The following is a 19,655-nucleotide window of genomic DNA, read 5'->3' as shown; positions in this document are numbered from 1 at the left end:
CCCTCAAGGGGCTGGATGTGCGGCTGGCGGGGAGTCAGCTCACCGGCAGCGTCGACTGGTTGGCCGATGGCAACCAGATGGAGACCCGCGCCCGTGGCAAGCTGACCAGCAACAACAGCGAGCTGCTGCTCAAGCGGCTCGGCTACACCTCGCCCATCGGCGATGCCCCCGGCTCCCTCGCTTTTGATCTGAACTGGCAGGATGTGCCCTACCGCCCGAGTCTGCCGACTCTGGGGGGAAGTGCCAACTATCAGCTGGAGGGCGGCACCCTGCGGGAGGTCAACGACAAGGGGGCACGGCTGCTCTCCCTGCTCAGCCTCGATTCCCTGCTGCGCAAACTGCGGCTCGATTTTCGCGATGTGTTCGACAAGGGCTTCTACTTCGAATCCATGTCCGCCTCTGCCACCATCAAGCAGGGGCAGGTCAGCAACGATGATTTCTATATGAAGGGGGCGGCAGGCAACCTGCGCGGCGAGGGGATCGCCGATCTGGTGCGCTGGCGGCTCGACTACGAGCTGAGTTTCTCCCCCAATCTGGGTGGCACCCTGCCGGTGGTGGCGGCCTTCTCCATCACGCCGGTCACGGGTCTCTATGTGCTGGCCCTCTCCAAACTGCTGGAGCCGGTAGTGGATGTGGTGACCCGCATCGATTTTCGCATCTCGGGCCCGCTCGACGCACCCAAGCTGATCGAGGCGGGGCGCGATCGCGCGCGCATCAAGCTCAACCAGCAGCAGAAAGAGGCGGTAGATGCCGTTGCCCCCAGCCTGCCGACCCAAGAGGTGACCCCTTTCCTGCTGAGCCCCAAACACGCGGGGCCCGCTCAGCGCTGAACGAGCGGCCCGGCACCATCACAAGGAGTGAGCCATGATCCGACATATCCTGCTGATCGCCTTCAAGCCGGACGCCCAGCCTGCCCAGATAGATGCGGTGCGTACCGCCTTTCTCGCCATTCCCCATCAGGTCAGCGGCGTGACCGCCGTGGAGTGGGGTCGGGATGACAGCCCGGAGGGGCGGGCCGAGGGGTTTACCCACAGCGTACTGATGACCTTCGCCGACGAAGCGGCCCGCCAGCGCTATCTGCCCCATCCTGATCACGATGCCCTCAAGGCCATCTTTCGCCCAGTGCTGGAGCGCATCATTGTACTGGATTACACCCTGCAGGCGGGGGATGCTGTCACCGTCTAATGGTCCAAGCGACAAGGAGAACGTCATGTGGTTAGCCGCAATACAGCTGGTATCTGGCCGTCACTGGCAGGATAACCGGGAGCAGATCGCCGCCGAACTGGCGGCCTTGCCCAAAGAGCAGCCGCTGCTGGTGCTGCTGCCGGAGAACTTTGCCCTGTTTGGCGAACGGCAGGGTTATCTGGATGGGGCCGAGGCCATAGGTGAGGGCCCGATCCAGCAGCAACTGGCTGAATGGGCACGCGATTACGGCATCTGGCTGGTGGCCGGGGCCATGCCGACCACCATCGCAGATTCCGACCATATCCACACCAGCTCGCTGGTGTTTGACCCAAGCGGTGAGCTTAGGGGCCAATACCACAAGATCCACCTGTTCGACGTGGATGTGGCGGATAATCACGGCCGCTATCGGGAGTCGGAGACCTTCAGCCCCGGCGAGTCGCCTGTGTTGGTGGACTCCCCCTTTGGTCCCCTCGGCCTCTCGATCTGTTATGATCTGCGCTTTCCCGAGCTCTACCGCCAGTTGGCCCGTGCCGGTGCCCGCGTACTGCTGGTGCCTGCCGCCTTTACCGCCGTGACCGGCGAGGCCCACTGGGAGCCGCTGCTGCGGGCCCGCGCCATCGAAAACCAGTGCTACGTAGTCGCGGCCAATCAGGGCGGCACTCACGAAACGGGGCGCCAGACCTGGGGCCACAGTATGGTGATCGACCCCTGGGGTCGGGTGCTGGCGAGCAAAGAGTGCGGGCGCGGCACAGTGCTGGCGAAGATGGAGCCCGGATTTATCGACGAATTGCATCGCACCATGCCAGTGCTGCAACACGCCCGTTTGCTCTGATGGTGTGGTGAAAAATTGAAACGCAGCCGTTTGCCTGTGCTGGAGCATGCCCGTTTGTTGTGATGGTGTGGCTTGTCGCCAACCCGTCGGCAAGACGATTTAAAACAGCTCGTTACGAGAGTGGAGAAGAAGATTGAGTCTATTGAGCCAGGTTAGTGCCTCCCTGTTGGCCCCGAACGATCTCGACGAAGGGCGCCTGCAGCAGCTGCTCGGCAGCCTGATGAGCCATCAGGTGGAGTTCGGCGATCTCTATTTCCAGCGCAGCTGGCACGAGTCCTGGATGCTGGAAGATGGCATCGTCAAGGATGGCAGCTACAACATCGATCAGGGGGTCGGGGTGCGCGCCGTCAGCGGCGAGAAGACTGGCTTCGCCTACTCGGACGAGCTGAGCCTGCTGGCCCTGCAACAGTCGGTGACTGCCGCTCGCGGCATCGCCGCAGCCGGTGCTCACGGCAAGGTGAAGGCGTGGGCGCGCACCGAAGCGAACCTGCTCTATCCGGCCATGGATCCGCTGCAGACCCTCGACAAGCATCAGAAGATCGCCCTGCTGGAGCAGATGGACAAGTTCGCCAGAAGTCTGGATCCCGCAATCAATCAGGTGATGGCCTCCATCAGCGGCGTCTACGAAGAGGTGCTGGTGGCCGCCACCGACGGCACCCTGGCCGCCGATGTGCGTCCGCTGGTGCGTCTGTCGGTGACCGTGATCGCCGAGAAGGGCGATCGCCGCGAGCGTGGCAGTGCCGGTGGCGGTGGCCGCTTTGGTTACGACTGGTTCCTCGAACTGGACGGGCTGGAGAGCCGCGCTTTTGGCTATGTGCGTGAAGCTGTGCGTCAGGCGCTGGTCAATCTGGAAGCCATCGACGCGCCAGCCGGTACCATGCCGGTGGTGCTGGGCTCCGGCTGGCCTGGCGTGCTGCTGCACGAGGCGGTGGGCCACGGTCTGGAGGGGGATTTCAACCGCAAGGGATCTTCCGCATTTGCTGGCCGCATCGGCGAGCAGGTGGCCTCCAAGCACTGTACCATCGTCGATGATGGCACCCTGCCGGGTCGGCGCGGCTCCGTCTCCATCGATGACGAGGGCACACCGGGTGGCTACAACGTGCTGATCGAGAACGGCATCCTAAAGGGTTATCTGCAAGACAAGCAGAACGCCCGTCTGATGGGCGTGCCACTCACCGGCAACGGGCGCCGCGAATCCTACGCCGCCATGCCGATGCCGCGCATGACCAACACCTACATGCTGGCGGGCCAGTATGATCCGGCCGAGATCATCGCCTCGGTGAAGAAGGGCATTTATGCCCCCAACTTCGGCGGCGGTCAGGTGGACATCACCTCCGGCAAGTTTGTCTTCTCCGCCTCCGAGGCCTACCTCATCGAGGATGGCAAGATCACTGCCCCCATCAAGGGCGCGACCCTGATCGGCAACGGCCCCGAGGCGATGAGCCAGGTCTCCATGGTGGGCAGCGATCTTGCGCTGGATCGCGGGGTTGGCATCTGTGGCAAGGAAGGGCAGAGCGTGCCGGTCGGTGTCGGCCAACCCACCCTCAAACTGGACCAGCTCACCGTGGGTGGCACTTCGTAGGTTTGGGTTAGCCGCGCAGCGGCGTAACCCGATGCATTCAAACCCCGGCTCTTGCCGGGGTTTTGCTATTCAGGGGATCGCAGACAACAAAAAGCCCCGGTCGGTGGACCAGGGCTGGCGGGTTATTCGGTATCAGTTGACGGATATGGCGCGGGCGTCGATGAAATAGCGAGCGTTACCCTGTTTGTCGATCTGGATTTTGGCAACCAGCTGCTCTTGATCTTTATATTCCCAGCGTTGCTCGATCTTGGCGAGGGATGGGCTCGCAATCCCAACCACGTTCAGGTACTCGTGAAACAGGCTATGGCTCCCTATTTCGGTCAGCATCTTGTCCATCTGCATACTCTCCTGAAGTTGAGTGGGTATTCATCAACAAACCTATCAGCGTCCATCTGAATACAGTCTGTATGAAAAACAAACTAACTCATTTGTGTGTCAATAACATGATCAGGAACAAGATCAGTGCAGATCGTCAGGGACTTTTTGCTACCGTTTTCAATCAGAGCTGGTGGGCTTCTGCGGCAACTGATCAAACGTGCCGGAAGCCTTTGGTAGCGCCGGTGCGGTTTGCACGGTCTGGCCGCCGTGGAAGACCGGATCCTGTGCCACTTCCTTGATGCCGTTGATGCAAAACTGCATACCCATGCAGACCAGCAGGAAGCCCATGATGCGGGTCATGGCATCGATGCCGGTGGCGCCCAGGATCTTGCAGACCGGATCCGCCAGCTTCAATACCCCCCAGCTGATCAGGCTCATCAGGGCAAATGCCGTTACCACACCGGCGTAGATGGTGAGGCGGTTGTACTCGTCAGGCAGCTCGGCAATCTGGGCTGCCCCGCTTATCACCAGCGCCATGGTACCTGGCCCGCACATGCTTGGCATGGTGAGCGGTACGAAGGCAATGCTCTGGTTTATATCGACCCCGCTCTGCTGGCTGGGGGCGGGGAACAGCATGCGAAAGCCGATAAAGCCGATGATGAGGCCACCGGCCAGACGCAAGCCCGGAATGGAGATCCCGAACAGATCCAGGATCGAGGATCCGATAAAGAAGGTGATGCAGAGGGTGCAGAACAGATAGATGGCGGCCAGATTGACCTGACGGCGCACGTGTTCGCGCGACATCCCCTTGCTCAGTCCCAGCAGCAGGGTGGCCGTGGTGGGCGGGTTGACCATGGGCAGCAGCGCCAGCAAGGTGAGTAATACGACCTGAAAGAACATCTTGAGCCTCGGATAAAGAGTTGGAAGCCATGGGGCGATGCGGGTGGCAGGCCCCAGAGGGAGGCTATCTTATGCTGGCGAAACTGAACGCAAGCAGTACAAAAAAGCCCCGAACCGGGTTCGGGGCTTTGGCTCAGGCCGCTTGCGGCGCTTGCTGTTGCCGGATGGCCCGTTGCTGGAACCAGAGCCAGAGGCCGATGGCGAAACCCAGCACCGACAGGCTCACCACATAGTGGGAGGGGGCCAGCATGTCGCTCTTCATCCAGAGGGTCACCGCCATCGGGGTGAGGCCACCGAAGATGGCGTAGGCCACGTTGTAGGAGAACGACAGACCGGAGAAGCGCACCACCGGCGGGAAGGCGTTGACCATCACGTAAGGCACGGCGCCGACAATCCCGACCGCAAAGCCCGCCAGCATATAGAGCGGCACCAGCTGACTCGTACCAGCCGCCAGACCGTGATAGAAGGCGTAGCTGGAGCCCGCCAGCAGCAGGGAGCCAAACATGAAGGTGAGACCGCTGCCCAGCAGGTCGATCAGTCGACCATAGACGATGCAGCCGAGGGTCAGGGCCACGATGGCCAGCGAGTTGGCGGTCAGGGCGTCGGCCGGGCTGATGCCATAGACCTTCTGCAGATAGGTGGGGGTCATCAGGATCACCACCACGATACCGGCGGAGAGCAGCCAGGTGAGCAGCATGGAGACCACCACGCTGCTCTTGTGGTTGCGCAGCACCGACTTGAGGGGCAATTCGTCAGCCAGGGTCTTGTTGGCTTTCATCTCGGCGAAGACCGGGGTCTCGTGCAACCAGCGACGCAGATACATGGCGACGATGCCGAAGATACCGCCCAGCAGGAAGGGCACTCGCCAGCCCCACTCGCTCACTTCGGCCGGTGTCAGGCTCTTGTTGACCGCGGTGGCGATGAGGGAGCCGAGCAGGATGCCGGCCGTCAATCCCGCCGTGAGCGTGCCACAGGCGACCCCGACCCGACGGGCAGGGACGTGCTCGGCGACGAACACCCAGGCGCCCGGCACTTCACCGCCGATGGCGGCGCCTTGCAGGATCCGCAGGCCCAGCAGGGCGATGGGGGCGCCGATGCCAAGCACCGCATAAGTCGGCAACAGACCGATCAGCAAGGTGGGCAGCGCCATCATGATGATGCTGAGGGTGAACATCCGCTTGCGACCGATGAGATCGCCAAAGTGGGCCATGATGATGCCGCCGAGCGGGCGGGCCAGATAACCGGCGGCGAAGATGCCGAAGGTCTGGAACTGGCGCAGCCACTCGGGAATATCGGCCGGGAAGAACAGCTCGCCGATGACCACGGCGAAGAAGACGAAGATGATGAAGTCGTAAAACTCCAGCGCGCCGCCGAGGGCAGCCAGACCCAGGGTTTTGTAATCCTGTCGATTGAGGGGGCGGGCGTGATCGTGCTGTTGTGTGGTCGTGGTCATATCCGTATGTTTCCCATCGGTTTTTTTAGTTATTGTCACCCCGTGCAAGGGGCATATACAGGTGATCGAGAGTATGCTGCCTGCCTCTTGTGTGTAAATCGCGCAATTCGCAACACTGTCTTGCATCTTTTTGGGGCAATCCGAGTGCCCCGCTGGCGGAGGAATGATGGAAAAGAAACGGGTACTGCTCTCCTGGAGCAGCGGCAAGGATTGCGCATGGGCACTGCATCAGTTGCGGCAAGATCCCGCCATCGAAGTGGTGGGGCTGTTTACTACCCTCAATCAGGCATTCGAGCGGGTGGCGATGCACGGGGTGCGCAAGCAGCTGTTGACCGAGCAGGCCGCCTGCGTCGGGCTGCCCCTCATCACCATCGATCTGCCCTGGCCCTGCAGCAACGAGGATTACGCCCGCATCATGACCGGCTTTATCGCCGATGTGGTGACACAGGGGATCCGCCATATGGCCTTTGGCGACTTGTTTCTTGAGGATGTGCGCGCCTACCGTGAAAAGCAGCTGGCAGGCACCGGCATCGAACCACTGTTCCCGCTGTGGGGCAGCAATACCCGTGAACTGGCACCGCAGATGGTGGCCGCTGGGTTGAAGGCGCGGATCAGTGCTCTCGACCCGAACAAGCTGGATGCCAGCCTGGGGGGCCACGATTTTGACGAGGCACTGCTGGCGGCGCTGCCGGAGGGCGTTGACCCATGCGGTGAGAACGGCGAGTTTCACACCCTGGCCTATGATGGCCCCATGTTCTCCCGCCCGCTCGGCATTCGGGTCGGCGAGACAGTGCTGCGTGATGGCTTTGTCTTTACCGATCTGCTGCCAATCAAGGATTAATTATCGGGCGTCAAATGCTCCCTTTTGCAGGAGCATTCACAGATTTGATAGGCGGGATGGGGGCACTATTGGCCCCCTCTTTTGATTCAAGATGACAACCTGCCTTATGAAACACCTCTCTCGTCCGGCGCTGCTTGCCTCCTTGCTGGCTGCCGCTCTAGCTCTGCCTGCGGTAGCAGGTCAAGCCGCTACCGTTCAGCCAATCCCTGCCGGTGTCACCACCGTCACCTTGGCCCAGCAGGCGCCGATCCACTGGGTGTCGGTGGAGCAGATTGCCAAGAGCCTTGATGGATTGCCGCCGATGGCGGTCGGGTTTGATATCGACGATACCCTGCTCTTCTCCAGCCCGGGCTTCTATCGCGGCAAACAGGAGTTCTCGCCCAACGACGAGAGCTATCTGAAGAACCCCGCCTTCTGGGAGAAGATGAATAACGGCTGGGATGCGTTCAGCATGCCGAAAGAGGTGGGCAAGGCGCTCATCGCCATGCATCTCAAGCGCGGTGACCACATCTATTTCGTCACTGGCCGCTCGGCCACCAAGACCGAAACCGTGAGCCAGACTCTGCAGCAGACCATGAATATTCCGGCCGACCAGCTCAATCCGGTGATTTTCGCCGGTGATCAGCCGGGCCAGAACACCAAGGTGCAGTGGCTCAAGGATAAGCAGATGAAGCTCTTCTACGGCGATGCCGATGGGGATATCAAGGCGGCGCAGGAGGTCGGCATTCGCGGCATTCGTCTGCTGCGGGCCGCCAACTCCAGCTATCGGCCACTGCCGTTGGCAGGGGCGCTGGGGGAAGAGGTGATCATCAACTCCCAGTTCTGATCCGGAGCGGATCCATGCAACAAGGGTGGGGCCATTGGCACCCGCCCTTTTTGCATCCGTTATCCAGTTCGGGTCAGTCGTCTGCCCACGGCATCTCGGGCAGGCTGTCGAGGAACTCGCCGTAACGGGTCAGATTGAAGGGGCCCTGATCGGCGTCCATCGCCATCAGCTCGGCCCCGAGGGCGCAGGCGATATATTGCAGCGCCTCTTCCCGCGGGGTGCCCTTCATCACCAGTCTCATCAAGGTAGCTTTCACGTGGGGCGGGTGACCGTCGTTGAGCTGGTTCTCCACCATCTCCAGCAGCGCGTCTTCGTCAAAAAATTCCTGAGTGTCGTTCATGGGATATCCGCAACAGTGAATGTGGCGGCCAGTATAGCCTGAATGGGGCTAACACCTTGAACGGCCTGCGAATAAACAATCCGATGGGGAGGCCATTTGTTACTCATAATTAGGAGGAGTTTGCCAAGGCAAACAGGTTGGAACACAGATAACATGGATGGACACGCCTATGCCCACGATAGATTCCCTGCTGGCCGAGCCCAAGCTACTGCCCCAGATCCCGGAAGTGATGCGCGATTTGATCCAGACCTTCAATGAAAAGGATCCGGATCTGCTCAAGATCAGCAAGTTGATCAACAAGGACCCTGTCATCTCCGCCAAGTTGCTGCGGCTGGCCAACTCGGCCAAGTTCGGCAGCAGTCGCCAGATCGGCACCGTCAATGAGGCCGCGGTGCGGCTGGGGTTGGCGATGGTGCGCAACATGGTGCTGGCCTGCGGGCTCACCGAATCGGTCACTGCGGTGCCCGGCATTGACCTCAAACACTTCTGGGGCAGCGTGTTCAACGTGGCAGAGCTGGCCCGTCGTCTGGCGGTGAAGAAGGGGATGAAGGGGGATGAGGTCTTTACCTGCGCCCTGCTCTACGATCTCGGCCGCTTGGTGATGCATGTGGGCCTGCCGGAAAACACTGTCCACCACATTCACGATCTGGAGCTGCACAAGGGGCGGGCCAAGGCGGAAGAGCTGGTGGTCGGCTTCAACTATGCCCAGGTCGGGGCGGCTATGGCACGCTACTGGAAGTTCCCCGAGACCATCAGCAATGCGGTGGAGTATCACTACAACCCCATGCTGGCCAAGGAGTTCTCCGCCGAGGCCGGGTTGATCCATCTGGCGATCGTGCTGGCTGCGCAATCCGATGTGGGGGAAGAGGCGCCGCCCGAGTGGCCTCACAAGGTGGCAGATGCGCTGGGGTTGAGCTGGGCCGATTGCGCTGCCCAGTTCACTGCACTGCGTGAGCAGGGTAATGGCTATGCCGGGTTGCTGGCTGCCTGAGCCCGTTTATCTCATCTCATCAGGGGCCAACGCGGCCCCTTTTTCATGGCCGATGGCGCCACAGGCTTGCCAGCCCTGGAGTGACGGGGCACTCTTTGCCCTTCACTTTCCGTTTGAGAGCCCTTGCCATGATTGCCTCCTCCCGCCTGATCCTGCGCGAAATGATCGCCACCGACGCCCCCTTCATCCTTGAGTTGCTCAATGACGGCGATTTTTATCGTTACATAGGTGATCGGGGCATTCGCACCCTGGAGCAGGCGCAGGAGTATATCCAGCAGGGACCGGCGGTCAGCTATGCCCGCTATGGTCACGGACTCTATCTGGTGGAGCGCAAGGAGGACGGTGTCAGCCTCGGTATCTGCGGTTTGATCAAGCGCGATACCCTGGAGCAGGTCGATATCGGTTACGCCTTCCTGCCGCAATATCGCGGTCAGGGTTACGCCATTGAAGCGGCGCAGGCCGCCCTTGTTGATGGCAAAAACCGGTTGGGGATCGGGCAGGTGGTCGCCATTGTCACCCCGGGTAACGAGCGATCCATCGGCCTGCTGGCCAAGTTGGGGCTGGTGCGCAGTCGACTGGTCAAATTGAGCGAAGATGCCGATGAGTGCCTGCTGCTGGAGCAGTGATCAGGGTCAGAGAGCTAGAAAGCGAATGGCTAGGCGGCTGTCAGGCTGAGTGACAAGCAAGAGCCCGGGTCTGGCTAAAGGCGGAGGGGGATAAGCAAAGAGGCCGCCGTGAGTTGCGGCCTGTCTGCATCGGGCGCTGCCGGAGGGCAGGCAGGATCAGTTGAGGTCTTCGATGGAGAACTCGCCAGCGATACCATCACAGGAGATGGCGAAACCGCCGCTGAAGCGGGTGCTGAACTGGATCAGAAACGCATCATTGTCGTGCTCTTGCACAGGCAGGTTGATGGGCTTGCTGCGACGCAGGGGCTTGTGTGTTTGTACTGCTTTCATCATGGTATTTCTCTATATAAATTAGGTGTTTGCTCCTTGTATTGGCAAATGTCAGGTCAATGGGCGCGGTCGATTGGGTGAACGACAAGCGCGCAGGAATACCCAGCCCGGTTAAGGGGCGTCTGCACTTTCAAGGAATATGCTGATGCATAAATCAAATTGGGTGGGCAGATCGGGTCTGCACCGTGAGAGCCGGGCAATGCAGGCAGACAGCCTGACGGTTCTCAAGGCGAGTAAATCAGAAGAAGGTTATGCGGGTACTGGCAGGATTCATCGTGAGGTGAAGCATTGCAGGGTAAACATAAACAGGGCTGATTAACTAGCCGACGCGCATTCTCTCCTCGAAATGAATAAAAAGCAAACAATAATTTGCCGATGTTGAAGTCAGTACGCTTTTCCTCTGTGTAATCAAGGCGCTATCAGCAGCAAATATTCGCATCTATCCGCCATAAAAAGAGGGCTCCCGACGGGAGCCCTCTCTCATTCTGCAATCAGCACAGTGGGCCGACTTAGTAGTCGCCACAGGCCTTCTTGGCGGCCGTGATCATCGGGGTGATGGTCATGCCTTGCACCACGATGGAGAACATCACCACCGAGTAGGTCATCACCAGGATGACCTCCCGCAGATCGACGCCGTGTTCCGGGATCATCATGACGCCGGAGGGGAGTGCCAGTGCCATTGCCATCGCCAGACCACCGCGCAAGCCACCCCAGGTGAGGATCCGCACCGAGAAGGTGTTGTAATTGCGGAATCGGCGGAAAGCTACATAGGGCAGCGACACGCTGATAAAGCGGGCGCCCAGGCAGAGCGGCACCGCAATGACCAGCAGGATCCAGTCACGCCAGGCGAGATCCAGCAGTACCAGCGCCAGACCGATCAGCAGGAACAGCAGGGCGTTGAGGAACTGGTCCATCAACTCCCAGAAGTGATCCAGGTGATGGCTGCTCTGCTCGGAGAAGCCGGAGTGACGGGTCCAGTTGCCGATCATGATGCCGGTGACCACCATGGCCAGTGCGCCGGAGACGCCGATCATGTTGGCAAAGGCAAAACCGGCGGTCGGGATACAGAGGGTCAGCAGCAGCTCCAATGAACCGTCGTCGGTGGCGCTGATCATCACATGGGCGATAAGGCCCAGCACGGCACCAAACAGGATGCCGCCGAGGGCTTCGTGCAGGAACAGACCGGCCACGCTACCGAAGGTGGGCTCGACACCGCCAAAGGCGACGGCAAACACGGTAGCGAAGATGACGAGGCCAACACCGTCGTTGAACAGGGATTCCCCTTCGATCTGGATGGCGATCTGGGGTGGCGCTTTCATCTTCTTGACGATGGCCAGTACGGCAATCGGGTCAGTGGGGGAGATCAGCGCGCCGAACAGCATGCAGTAGACCAGCGGCAACTCCCAGCCCAGCAGCTTGGCGATAAACCAGAAGCCGTAGCCGATGAGGAAGGTCGAAAGCAGGGTGGCCACGATAGAGAGAATGGTGATCTCCCACTTCTGGCTACGCAGCGCCTTGAGGTTGATGCCAAGGCCACCGGCGAACAGCAGGAAGCCCAGAATCCCCTTCAGCAGGAAGTTCTGGAAGTCGATGCTCTCCATGGTCTTGACGGCAAGAGGTTCCAGGTTGAACCAGCCCAGTTTGCCAAACAGCACCAGCAGTGCGGAGATCAGCATGGAGCCCGCAGTGATGGCGATGGTGGTCTGGATCTTCACAACATACTGGTTGGCAAAGGCGATAAAAATCGCCAACGCTGCCAGAAAACAGAGTGTGTAGTAGACGCTCATAGTTATTTTTTTCTCGTTGGTAGACAGCAAGCACGTATCCCTATGCAGGACGGGCATAGGTTACTCTCGGGCCCTATGTTACTCATTACCCATAAATGAGTATATGGTGGCGCATTTGGACTGATAGACGGCTAGATTTCCATTTTATTTGTTTGCTGTTAGGATGCTGTTTACGCAGTTGCATGGATGTAAGAGGAACACGCGGTGTCGAACGTAATGTCGAGCAGAGAGCCGAGCAAGCAGTCGGACGTAACAAAGAAGCTGGAAGCCTGCCTCAGGGAGCGGATCCTGATCATCGACGGGGCCATGGGCACCATGATCCAGGGCTACAAACTCGGTGAGGCGGATTATCGGGGTGAGCGGTTTGCCGACTGGCATACCGACATCAAGGGCAACAACGATCTGCTGGTGCTGACCCGTCCGGCGGTGATCCGCGAGATCCACGAGCAGTATTGCGCTGCCGGAGCCGACATTCTCGAGACCAACACCTTCAACGCCACTCGCATCGCCATGGCCGATTACGAGATGGAAGAGTTTTCTGCCGAGATCAACCGGGAAGCCGCCCGTCTGGCCCGCGCCGTGGCCGACGAGTGGACGGCAAAAGATCCCGCCAAGCCGCGCTTTGTGGCAGGGGTGTTGGGCCCCACCAACCGCACCGCCTCCATCTCGCCGGATGTGAATGATCCCGGCAAGCGCAACGTCACCTATGACCAGCTGGTTGCCGCCTATACCGAATCGACCCACGCCCTGATCGAGGGTGGCGCCGACATCATCCTGATTGAAACCATCTTCGATACCCTCAACGCCAAGGCGGCCGCCTTCGCGGTGGAAGGGGTGTTCGAGGCGCTGGGCTACAGCCTGCCGGTGATGATCTCCGGCACCATTACCGATGCCTCCGGCCGTACCCTCTCCGGCCAGACCACCGAAGCCTTCTACCACTCCCTGCGCCACGTCAAACCGGTCTCGTTCGGCCTCAACTGTGCATTGGGGCCCGATGAGCTGCGCCAGTATGTGGAGGAGTTGTCGCGCATCAGCGAAACCCATGTCAGCGCCCACCCCAACGCCGGTCTGCCCAATGCGTTCGGCGAGTACGACCTCGATGCCGTCGAGATGGCGGAGCATATCCGCGAGTGGGCCCAGAGCGGCTTCCTCAACATGGTCGGCGGTTGCTGCGGTACCACACCGACCCATATCCGCGCCATGGCCGACGCCGTGGCGGGCATCAAGCCGCGTGTGCTGCCCGAGCTGCCGGTGGCCTGTCGTCTGTCGGGCCTCGAGCCCCTTATCATCACCCCTGAATCCATGTTCGTGAACGTGGGGGAGCGCACCAACGTCACCGGTTCGGCCAAGTTCAAGCGGCTGATCAAGGAGGGGCTCTACGACGAGGCGCTCGATGTTGCCAAGCAGCAGGTAGAGAACGGCGCCCAGATCATCGACATCAACATGGACGAGGGGATGCTGGACGCCGAAGCGGCCATGGTGCGCTTCCTGAACCTCATCGCCGGTGAGCCGGATATCGCCCGGGTGCCTGTGATGATCGACTCCTCCAAGTGGGAGGTGCTGGAAGCGGGCCTCAAGTGCGTGCAGGGCAAGCCGGTGGTCAACTCCATCTCCATGAAAGAGGGGGAGGAGAAGTTTATCCAGCAGGCCAGATTGCTGCGTCGCTACGGTGCCGCCGTTATCGTGATGGCGTTCGATGAAGCGGGTCAGGCCGATACCCGCGCCCGCAAGTTCGAGATCTGCCAGCGTGCCTACCGGATCCTGGTGGATCAGGTCGGTTTTCCGCCGGAAGACATCATCTTCGATCCCAACATCTTCGCGGTAGCGACCGGCATCGACGAGCACAACAACTACGCGGTGGACTTCATCGAGGCGGTGAAGGACATCAAGACGCACCTGCCCCACGCCATGATCTCCGGCGGCGTCTCCAACGTCTCGTTTTCGTTTCGCGGCAACGAGCCGGTGCGGGAAGCCATTCACGCCGTCTTCCTCTACCACGCCATCAAGAACGGCATGGACATGGGGATCGTCAACGCCGGTCAGCTCGCCATCTATGAAGACATTCCGGCGGAGCTGAAAGAGAAGGTCGAGGCGGTGGTGCTCAACCTCAATGACAACGCCACCGAGGAGCTGCTGGCCATCGCCGAGAAGTATCGCGGTGCCGGAGCCCAGGCTGAGGATCCGAGGGATCAGGAGTGGCGCAGCTGGCCTGTGGGCAAGCGGCTGGAGCACGCACTGGTCAAGGGGATCACCGACTTTATCGAAGAGGATACCGAAGAGGCCCGCGCTGGTGCGGAGAAGCCGCTGCACGTCATCGAAGGGCCGCTGATGGATGGCATGAACGTGGTCGGCGACCTGTTCGGGGCGGGCAAGATGTTCCTGCCGCAGGTGGTGAAATCAGCGCGGGTGATGAAGCGGGCGGTGGCCTATCTGCAGCCCTATATCGAGGCGGAAAAATCGGGCGGCTCCAGCAACGGCAAAATCGTGCTGGCGACCGTGAAAGGGGACGTGCACGACATCGGCAAGAACATCGTCGGGGTGGTGCTGCAGTGCAACAACTTCGAGATTGTCGACCTCGGGGTCATGGTCTCCTGCGAGACCATTCTCAAGACGGCGCGGGAGGTTGGCGCCGATATCATCGGGTTGTCGGGTCTCATTACCCCATCGCTGGACGAGATGGTGCACGTGGCCAAGGAGATGGAGCGTCAGGGCTTCAAGCTGCCGTTGCTGATCGGCGGTGCCACCACCTCCAAGGCGCACACTGCGGTGAAGATCGAGCAGAACTACTCGGAGCCTGTGGTCTATGTCTCCAACGCCTCCCGCGCGGTGGGGGTGGCCCAGAGCCTGCTCAGCCCGGATCTGAAGGAGGCGTTTGTCGCCCGCATCGACAAGGAGTACGAGATTGCCCGGGATCAGCATGCCCGCAAGCAGCCGCGCTCCCGCCCGGTCAGTCTGGCCCACGCCCGCGCTAACCGGCACCAGCTGGACTGGGTTGGCTATCAACCCCCCAAGCCCCGCGAGCTCGGGGTGCAGAAGTTCGAAGATGTGGCCATTTCGGTGTTGCGCCCCTACATCGACTGGACGCCTTTCTTCCTCAGCTGGGAGCTGGCGGGCAAGTATCCGCGCATCCTCGAGGACGAGATCATCGGCGAGGAGGCGACCAAGCTGTTTGCCGACGCCAACGCCATGCTGGATCAGCTGGAAAAGGATCAGAGCGTGCGCTGCGCCGGGGTGGTCGGCCTGTTCCCGGCCAACGCGGTAGGGGACAGCATCGAGGTCTACAGCGACGAGTCCCGCACCGAGGTCATCAAGGTGCTGCACCACCTGCGCCAGCAGAGCGAGAAGCAGGGCTTCCCCAACTACTGTCTGGCGGACTATGTGGCACCGAAAGAGAGCGGTAAGCCCGACTGGATCGGCGCCTTCGCGGTGACCGGCGGTATCGGTGAGGAGGTCATCGCCAAGGCTTACAAGGCGGATCACGACGACTACAACGCTATCCTGATTCAGGCGGTGTGCGACCGTCTGGCCGAGGCATTTGCAGAGTATCTGCACGAGCAGGTGCGCAAGGTGCACTGGGGTTATGCTCCCGACGAGGCCCTCAGCAACGAGGAGCTGATCCGCGAGAACTATCAGGGCATCCGCCCGGCACCCGGTTATCCGGCCTGCCCGGAGCACACCGAGAAGGGGAGCATCTGGGAGCTGCTGGAGGTGGAGCAGGCTATCGGCATGCAGCTCACCGAATCCTACGCCATGTGGCCGGGGGCGGCGGTGTCCGGCTGGTACTTCTCCCACCCCGAGAGCAAATACTTCGCGGTGGCGCAGATCCAGCACGATCAGGTGGAAGATTACGCCGCCCGCAAGGGGATGACGCTGGCCGAGGCCGAGCGCTGGTTGGGGCCAAACCTGAGCTGACTCCCGCGTGACATCGGTTGATCTTTAACGAGAAATGGCGGCATCCTTGCTTGGGTTGAACAACCTGCGCAGAGCCGCCGTTTAACCTGTTGGTCATAGTGACAGGTTAGAGTGCTGTTTGGTGTGGTTTGTCTTGTTGTCAGGATAAACAATTGGCGTTGTCTTGGCGCTGTGGCACCTTATACTCTCCCGCCCCATCCTGCCCAGGCACAGCCTTCTAGCGGAATTGTCATGAAGATCGCCATTTTATCCCGTGAGCCGAAAAACTACTCCACCCGCCGTCTGGTCGAGGTGGCACAGGCGCGCGGTCATCAGGTAGAGGTGCTCGACACCCTGCGCTGCTATATGAATATCGCTTCCCACAACCCCTCCATTCACTACGAGGGTGGGGAGCTGGGAAGTTATGACGCCGTGATCCCGCGGATCGGGGCCAGCATTACCGCCTACGGCACCGCCGTGCTGCGCCAGTTCGAGATGATGAACACCATGGCCCTCAACAGCTCGGTGGCCATCAGCCGCTCCCGCGACAAGCTGCGGGCGATGCAGTTGCTCTCCCGCCATGGCATCGGCCTGCCCATCACCGGCTATGCCCACAGCACCCACGACGTGCCCGACCTCATCACCATGGTGGGCGGGGCGCCGCTGGTGGTGAAGCTGCTGGAGGGAACCCAGGGGATTGGCGTGGTGCTCTGCGAGACCCAGAAAGCCGCCGAGAGCGTGATCGAGGCTTTTATCCAGACCAACAACAACATTCTGGTGCAGGAGTATATCCGCGAGGCCAATGGCGCCGACATCCGCTGTCTGGTGGTCAATGGCAAGGTGGTTGCCGCCATGCGCCGCCAGGCCCAGCCGGGGGAGTTTCGCTCCAACCTGCACCGTGGCGGCACCGCCGAGGCGATCAAGATCACCCCGGAAGAGCGCGCTACCGCGGTGCAGGCCGCCAAGATCATGGGGCTGGATGTGGCGGGGGTCGATATCCTGCGCAGCGCCCGTGGCCCGCTGGTGCTGGAGGTGAACTCCTCCCCCGGATTGCAAGGGGTGGAAGCCGCCTCCGGCAAGGATGTGGCGGGCAAGATCATCGAGTTCCTCGAACTCAAGGCGAGCCGCAAGAACAAACCGGCGGAGTGAGCCTCAGGCTTGCATCCGTCAGATAGAAACAGGGCGCCCTCGGGCGCCTTGTTGCTATCTGGCTGGTGGGTTGGCGGTGCCACTGCGCCCTCACCCTAACCCTAACCCTCTCCCAAAGGGAGAGGGAACTGTTCGGCAGTGATCATCGCCAATCGGGCGCTGAATACGCCATCCTCGAGCCGGGTGTCGATCTGCCAATCCAGCTTCTCGCAGATGCGCTGAATGATGGTGAGGCCACAGCCGTAGCCGAGGATCTGATCCGGCGCCGCTGCCGTCGGGTTGCTGATGGTGAGCTCCGGGCCACACAGCTCGATCTCGATATGCCCCTCGGCGTAGCTCAGGGCATTTTTCAGCAGGTTGCCGAGGGCAATGGCGAGCAGGGAGAGGGGGGCGTTTACTTCGCTGCTCTCGTCCAGATTAAGCCGGATATCGAGCGCCTCCCGCTGCAACAGTGGGGCTAGGCGGGCCAGCTCCTGACGGATCAGCGGGGTGACCTGTTGCAGCGGTCGCTCCACAGCCTCCTTGCGGCCCAGCAGCAGGAAGGTCTCGGTGAGCAGCGCCATCTCGTCGGCGGCGGCGCGGATGCGGGTGGTGGCGCGTGCAGCCGGTGCGGGCAGATCCGTCACCTTGCCGAGCAGGGCCGCCGAGCCCTGGATCACCATGTTGGGAGTGCGCAGCTCGTGGCTGGCGAAGCGGCTGAACTCCTGCTCGCGGGCGAATACCGCGCTCACCTCCTGTTTACCGGCCAACAGTGCCAGCTCGATATCCCGCAGCTCCTGCCAGGGGGCGTCGGGTTCGAAATCAGCCTGATCCGGGGTGAGGTGGGCGACCCTCTGTTGCAGCCGTTGCAGCGGCCCTGTGATATGGCGTACCAGCCAGATGCCGAAGCCGAGGCAGGCGAGCAGCAGCGCCAGCCCGATCAGTCGGGTCGCCAGATGCAGCTTGTCTTCGTAGGGGTCGAGGTAGTCGTCGGCGTCGTCGTTGAAGACCAGATAGAGCAGTCCCTCGCCAGAGGGGTGGCGGGCCACCAGAAAGTGTTTGTCCTCCTTGCCCAGCTGATGCTCGAAAAAGCCGGGGGTCTGGTAGGGCTTCAGCCATTTCGGCAGGCGGCCCGCCTCGGTCCAGTAGCTGGAGAACTGTCTGGGGCTCGGAGCCGCCGCAGCCGGGCCGAGTCGCAGCCAGTCATCGCTGTAGCGGGTCACTTCGGCTTCCAGCCAGTGGCGCAGGCTCAGCTCCTCCATCTTGTCCTCGGCCACCAGCATCAGGCCGGAGAGCAGGATCAGCAGCACCACCCCGGCGCCGCCGAGCGCCATGATCAGGCGGCGCCGCAGGCTCGGCAGGTTCATGCGCTCACCAGTCGGTAGCCCTGGCCGTGCAGGGTCTCCAGCATGGGAGTGGGGAAGGGTTTGTCGAGCGCGTTGCGCAGGGCGTAGATATGGCTGCGCAGGGCATCGGAGTCGGGCTCCTCATCCCCCCAGACGGTGTCGAGCACCTCCTGACGGCTGACGATGGCCGGCGCGCGGCGGGCCAGCAGGGCGAGGATTTGGAACGGGATCTTGCCGAGCTTGAGGGGCTCACCGGCGCGGGTGGCGCGGCCGCTGGCGACATCGACCGTCAGATCGCCAAAGCTGATGGCCCCCACATCGCCGCGCGGGCCACGCAGGCTGAGGGCTTGCAGTCGCACCTCCAGCTCCTCCATGGCGAACGGCTTGACCAGATAGTCATCCCCTCCCGCCTTGAAGCCCGCCAGCTTGTCCTCCAGGCTGTCGCGGGCGGTGAGAAACAGCACGGGAGTGGCAATCCCCTGCTCGCGCAGGCGCGCCACCGTGCTGAGGCCATCGAGTCGCGGCATCATCACATCCATGATGATGACGTCGAAACGCTGCTCCTCCAGCAGTTGCAGCGCCGCCTGACCGTGATAGGCACAATCGAGGCGGTGACCGGCCAGCTCCAGATAATCCATGATGGTTTCCGCCACCTGAGGATTGTCTTCCACTACCAAAATCTTCATGCTTTGCTCTCCTGGTTGGCGAGCGTTTCACGCTCTTTTCACACCGGATTCGGCATCCTGTTTGCCAGTGTAACCCCGAGGATCCCTGATGAAGAAGTCTATCTGCGCCCTCCTGTTGCTGATCTTGTTGCCACTTGGCACCGCACAGGCGACCGAATTCAAACTGACCGGCCGCACCACCTGGCAGCTTGGCCAGTTGATGGTCAACGGCATGCCGTTCGTGATCGACGACCAGACCCGCTTCAAGGATTGGCTCAACGAGGATGATCTCGGCGGTACCTGGGTCGAGATGAAGGGGGTGGTGGAGAACGGCGTGCGCTATGTGCGCAAGGTCGAAGCCCTCGACGAAGATGACAAGGACGAGATGGATCTGGAGGGGCCGGTTGAAGGGGGGCGGATCTGGGGCTACACCACCTCGGACAACAGTCTGGCGCCGTTTGAAGGGCGCTGGCTCGAGCTGGAGTGCAAGTTTGACGGCATGCGCCTGAGCCGCTGCCGTGAGGATGACTGATCCGATCTCTGCGTTCCGATTAGAAATGCTCCCGAATGAAGCCCATGCTTGTCCAGCATGGGCTTTTTGTTCAGGGACGAAC

19 protein-coding genes are annotated in these 19,655 nt (G+C 61.2%); 11 read left to right on the top strand and 8 right to left on the bottom strand.

What is annotated here, in order from left to right:
• The 4 genes from AACS18_RS23580 to tldD form a co-directional block, all read left to right on the top strand.
• Positions 1-830 (top strand): AsmA-like C-terminal region-containing protein (locus tag AACS18_RS23580; protein ID WP_258228744.1); only part of this gene is annotated, 830 nt, incomplete at its 5' end.
• A 34-nt stretch (positions 831-864) separates the two neighbouring features.
• Positions 865-1,185 (top strand): Dabb family protein, encoded by a 321-nt coding sequence (locus AACS18_RS16485; RefSeq protein ID WP_108612745.1) that lies wholly within the window; start codon positions 865-867, stop codon positions 1,183-1,185.
• Between the two features lie 25 nt (positions 1,186-1,210).
• Positions 1,211-2,017: a carbon-nitrogen hydrolase family protein gene (locus AACS18_RS16480; protein ID WP_108612744.1), complete on the top strand. Its 807-nt coding sequence runs from the start codon at positions 1,211-1,213 to the stop codon at positions 2,015-2,017.
• A 133-nt stretch (positions 2,018-2,150) separates the two neighbouring features.
• Positions 2,151-3,599, top strand: a complete 1,449-nt coding sequence (gene tldD, locus AACS18_RS16475; protein WP_026035085.1) for a metalloprotease TldD — start codon at positions 2,151-2,153, stop codon at positions 3,597-3,599.
• A 132-nt stretch (positions 3,600-3,731) separates the two neighbouring features.
• Here tldD and AACS18_RS16470 read toward each other — a convergent pair whose 3' ends face one another.
• The 3 genes from AACS18_RS16470 to AACS18_RS16460 form a co-directional block, all read right to left on the bottom strand.
• Positions 3,732-3,935: a hypothetical protein gene (locus tag AACS18_RS16470; RefSeq protein ID WP_005340062.1), complete on the bottom strand. Its 204-nt coding sequence runs from the start codon at positions 3,933-3,935 to the stop codon at positions 3,732-3,734.
• Positions 3,936-4,094: 159 nt separating this feature from the next.
• Positions 4,095-4,817, bottom strand: coding sequence for a MarC family NAAT transporter (locus tag AACS18_RS16465; protein ID WP_108612743.1), 723 nt, complete (start codon positions 4,815-4,817; stop codon positions 4,095-4,097).
• Positions 4,818-4,950: 133 nt separating this feature from the next.
• Entirely contained in the window at positions 4,951-6,270 is a 1,320-nt protein-coding gene (locus AACS18_RS16460) for an MFS transporter (RefSeq protein WP_108612742.1), read from the bottom strand.
• 166 nt (positions 6,271-6,436) lie between these two features.
• Between AACS18_RS16460 and AACS18_RS16455 the strand changes: the two genes are divergently transcribed.
• Both AACS18_RS16455 and aphA read left to right on the top strand, forming a co-directional pair.
• On the top strand, positions 6,437-7,111 hold the full coding sequence (locus tag AACS18_RS16455; RefSeq protein WP_108612747.1) for an ATP-binding protein: 675 nt from the start codon (positions 6,437-6,439) through the stop codon (positions 7,109-7,111).
• A 106-nt stretch (positions 7,112-7,217) separates the two neighbouring features.
• Complete coding sequence (gene aphA / locus AACS18_RS16450; RefSeq protein WP_181363308.1) at positions 7,218-7,937, top strand: acid phosphatase AphA; 720 nt, start codon at positions 7,218-7,220, stop codon at positions 7,935-7,937.
• Positions 7,938-8,010: 73 nt separating this feature from the next.
• Here the strand turns inward: aphA and AACS18_RS16445 are convergent, their stop codons facing one another.
• Positions 8,011-8,277, bottom strand: a complete 267-nt coding sequence (locus AACS18_RS16445; protein ID WP_108612741.1) for a hypothetical protein — start codon at positions 8,275-8,277, stop codon at positions 8,011-8,013.
• A 169-nt stretch (positions 8,278-8,446) separates the two neighbouring features.
• On the opposite strand from AACS18_RS16445, the gene AACS18_RS16440 reads away from it, so the two are divergent.
• Together AACS18_RS16440 and AACS18_RS16435 are read left to right on the top strand one after the other, a co-directional pair.
• Entirely contained in the window at positions 8,447-9,268 is an 822-nt protein-coding gene (locus tag AACS18_RS16440) for an HDOD domain-containing protein (protein WP_042052573.1), read from the top strand.
• Between the two features lie 128 nt (positions 9,269-9,396).
• The gene (locus tag AACS18_RS16435; RefSeq protein WP_108612740.1) at positions 9,397-9,894 is read left to right on the top strand and encodes a GNAT family N-acetyltransferase; all 498 of its coding nucleotides are present in this window, start codon (positions 9,397-9,399) and stop codon (positions 9,892-9,894) included.
• A 156-nt stretch (positions 9,895-10,050) separates the two neighbouring features.
• Here AACS18_RS16435 and AACS18_RS16430 read toward each other — a convergent pair whose 3' ends face one another.
• Together AACS18_RS16430 and AACS18_RS16425 are read right to left on the bottom strand one after the other, a co-directional pair.
• Positions 10,051-10,227, bottom strand: coding sequence for a hypothetical protein (locus AACS18_RS16430; RefSeq protein ID WP_005340085.1), 177 nt, complete (start codon positions 10,225-10,227; stop codon positions 10,051-10,053).
• Positions 10,228-10,733: 506 nt separating this feature from the next.
• Positions 10,734-12,011 carry a cation:proton antiporter gene (locus AACS18_RS16425; protein WP_108612739.1) on the bottom strand — a complete coding sequence of 426 codons (1,278 nt, stop codon included), beginning with the start codon at positions 12,009-12,011 and terminating at the stop codon, positions 10,734-10,736.
• Between the two features lie 216 nt (positions 12,012-12,227).
• Between AACS18_RS16425 and metH the strand changes: the two genes are divergently transcribed.
• Together metH and rimK are read left to right on the top strand one after the other, a co-directional pair.
• Entirely contained in the window at positions 12,228-15,923 is a 3,696-nt protein-coding gene (metH, locus tag AACS18_RS16420) for a methionine synthase (RefSeq protein WP_108612738.1), read from the top strand.
• Positions 15,924-16,154: 231 nt separating this feature from the next.
• The gene (rimK, locus tag AACS18_RS16415; protein ID WP_005340088.1) at positions 16,155-17,051 is read left to right on the top strand and encodes a 30S ribosomal protein S6--L-glutamate ligase; all 897 of its coding nucleotides are present in this window, start codon (positions 16,155-16,157) and stop codon (positions 17,049-17,051) included.
• A 101-nt stretch (positions 17,052-17,152) separates the two neighbouring features.
• On the opposite strand, the gene AACS18_RS16410 is transcribed toward rimK, so the two are convergent.
• Both AACS18_RS16410 and AACS18_RS16405 read right to left on the bottom strand, forming a co-directional pair.
• Entirely contained in the window at positions 17,153-18,397 is a 1,245-nt protein-coding gene (locus tag AACS18_RS16410) for a sensor histidine kinase (RefSeq protein WP_108612737.1), read from the bottom strand.
• On the bottom strand, positions 18,394-19,062 hold the full coding sequence (locus AACS18_RS16405; RefSeq protein ID WP_019446511.1) for a response regulator transcription factor: 669 nt from the start codon (positions 19,060-19,062) through the stop codon (positions 18,394-18,396). Before AACS18_RS16405 ends, AACS18_RS16410 begins: the two co-directional genes overlap by 4 nt.
• A gap of 88 nt (positions 19,063-19,150) precedes the next feature.
• On the opposite strand from AACS18_RS16405, the gene AACS18_RS16400 reads away from it, so the two are divergent.
• Positions 19,151-19,573 (top strand): hypothetical protein, encoded by a 423-nt coding sequence (locus AACS18_RS16400; RefSeq protein ID WP_108612736.1) that lies wholly within the window; start codon positions 19,151-19,153, stop codon positions 19,571-19,573.
• Positions 19,574-19,655: the final 82 nt, after the last annotated feature.

Source organism: Aeromonas sp. HMWF015, from assembly GCF_963878965.1.
In the GTDB taxonomy this organism is placed as follows: Bacteria; Pseudomonadota; Gammaproteobacteria; order Enterobacterales; family Aeromonadaceae; genus Aeromonas; species Aeromonas veronii.
The sequence above is the reverse complement of the archived record's forward strand: the minus strand, read 5'-3'. Positions and strand labels throughout refer to the sequence as shown.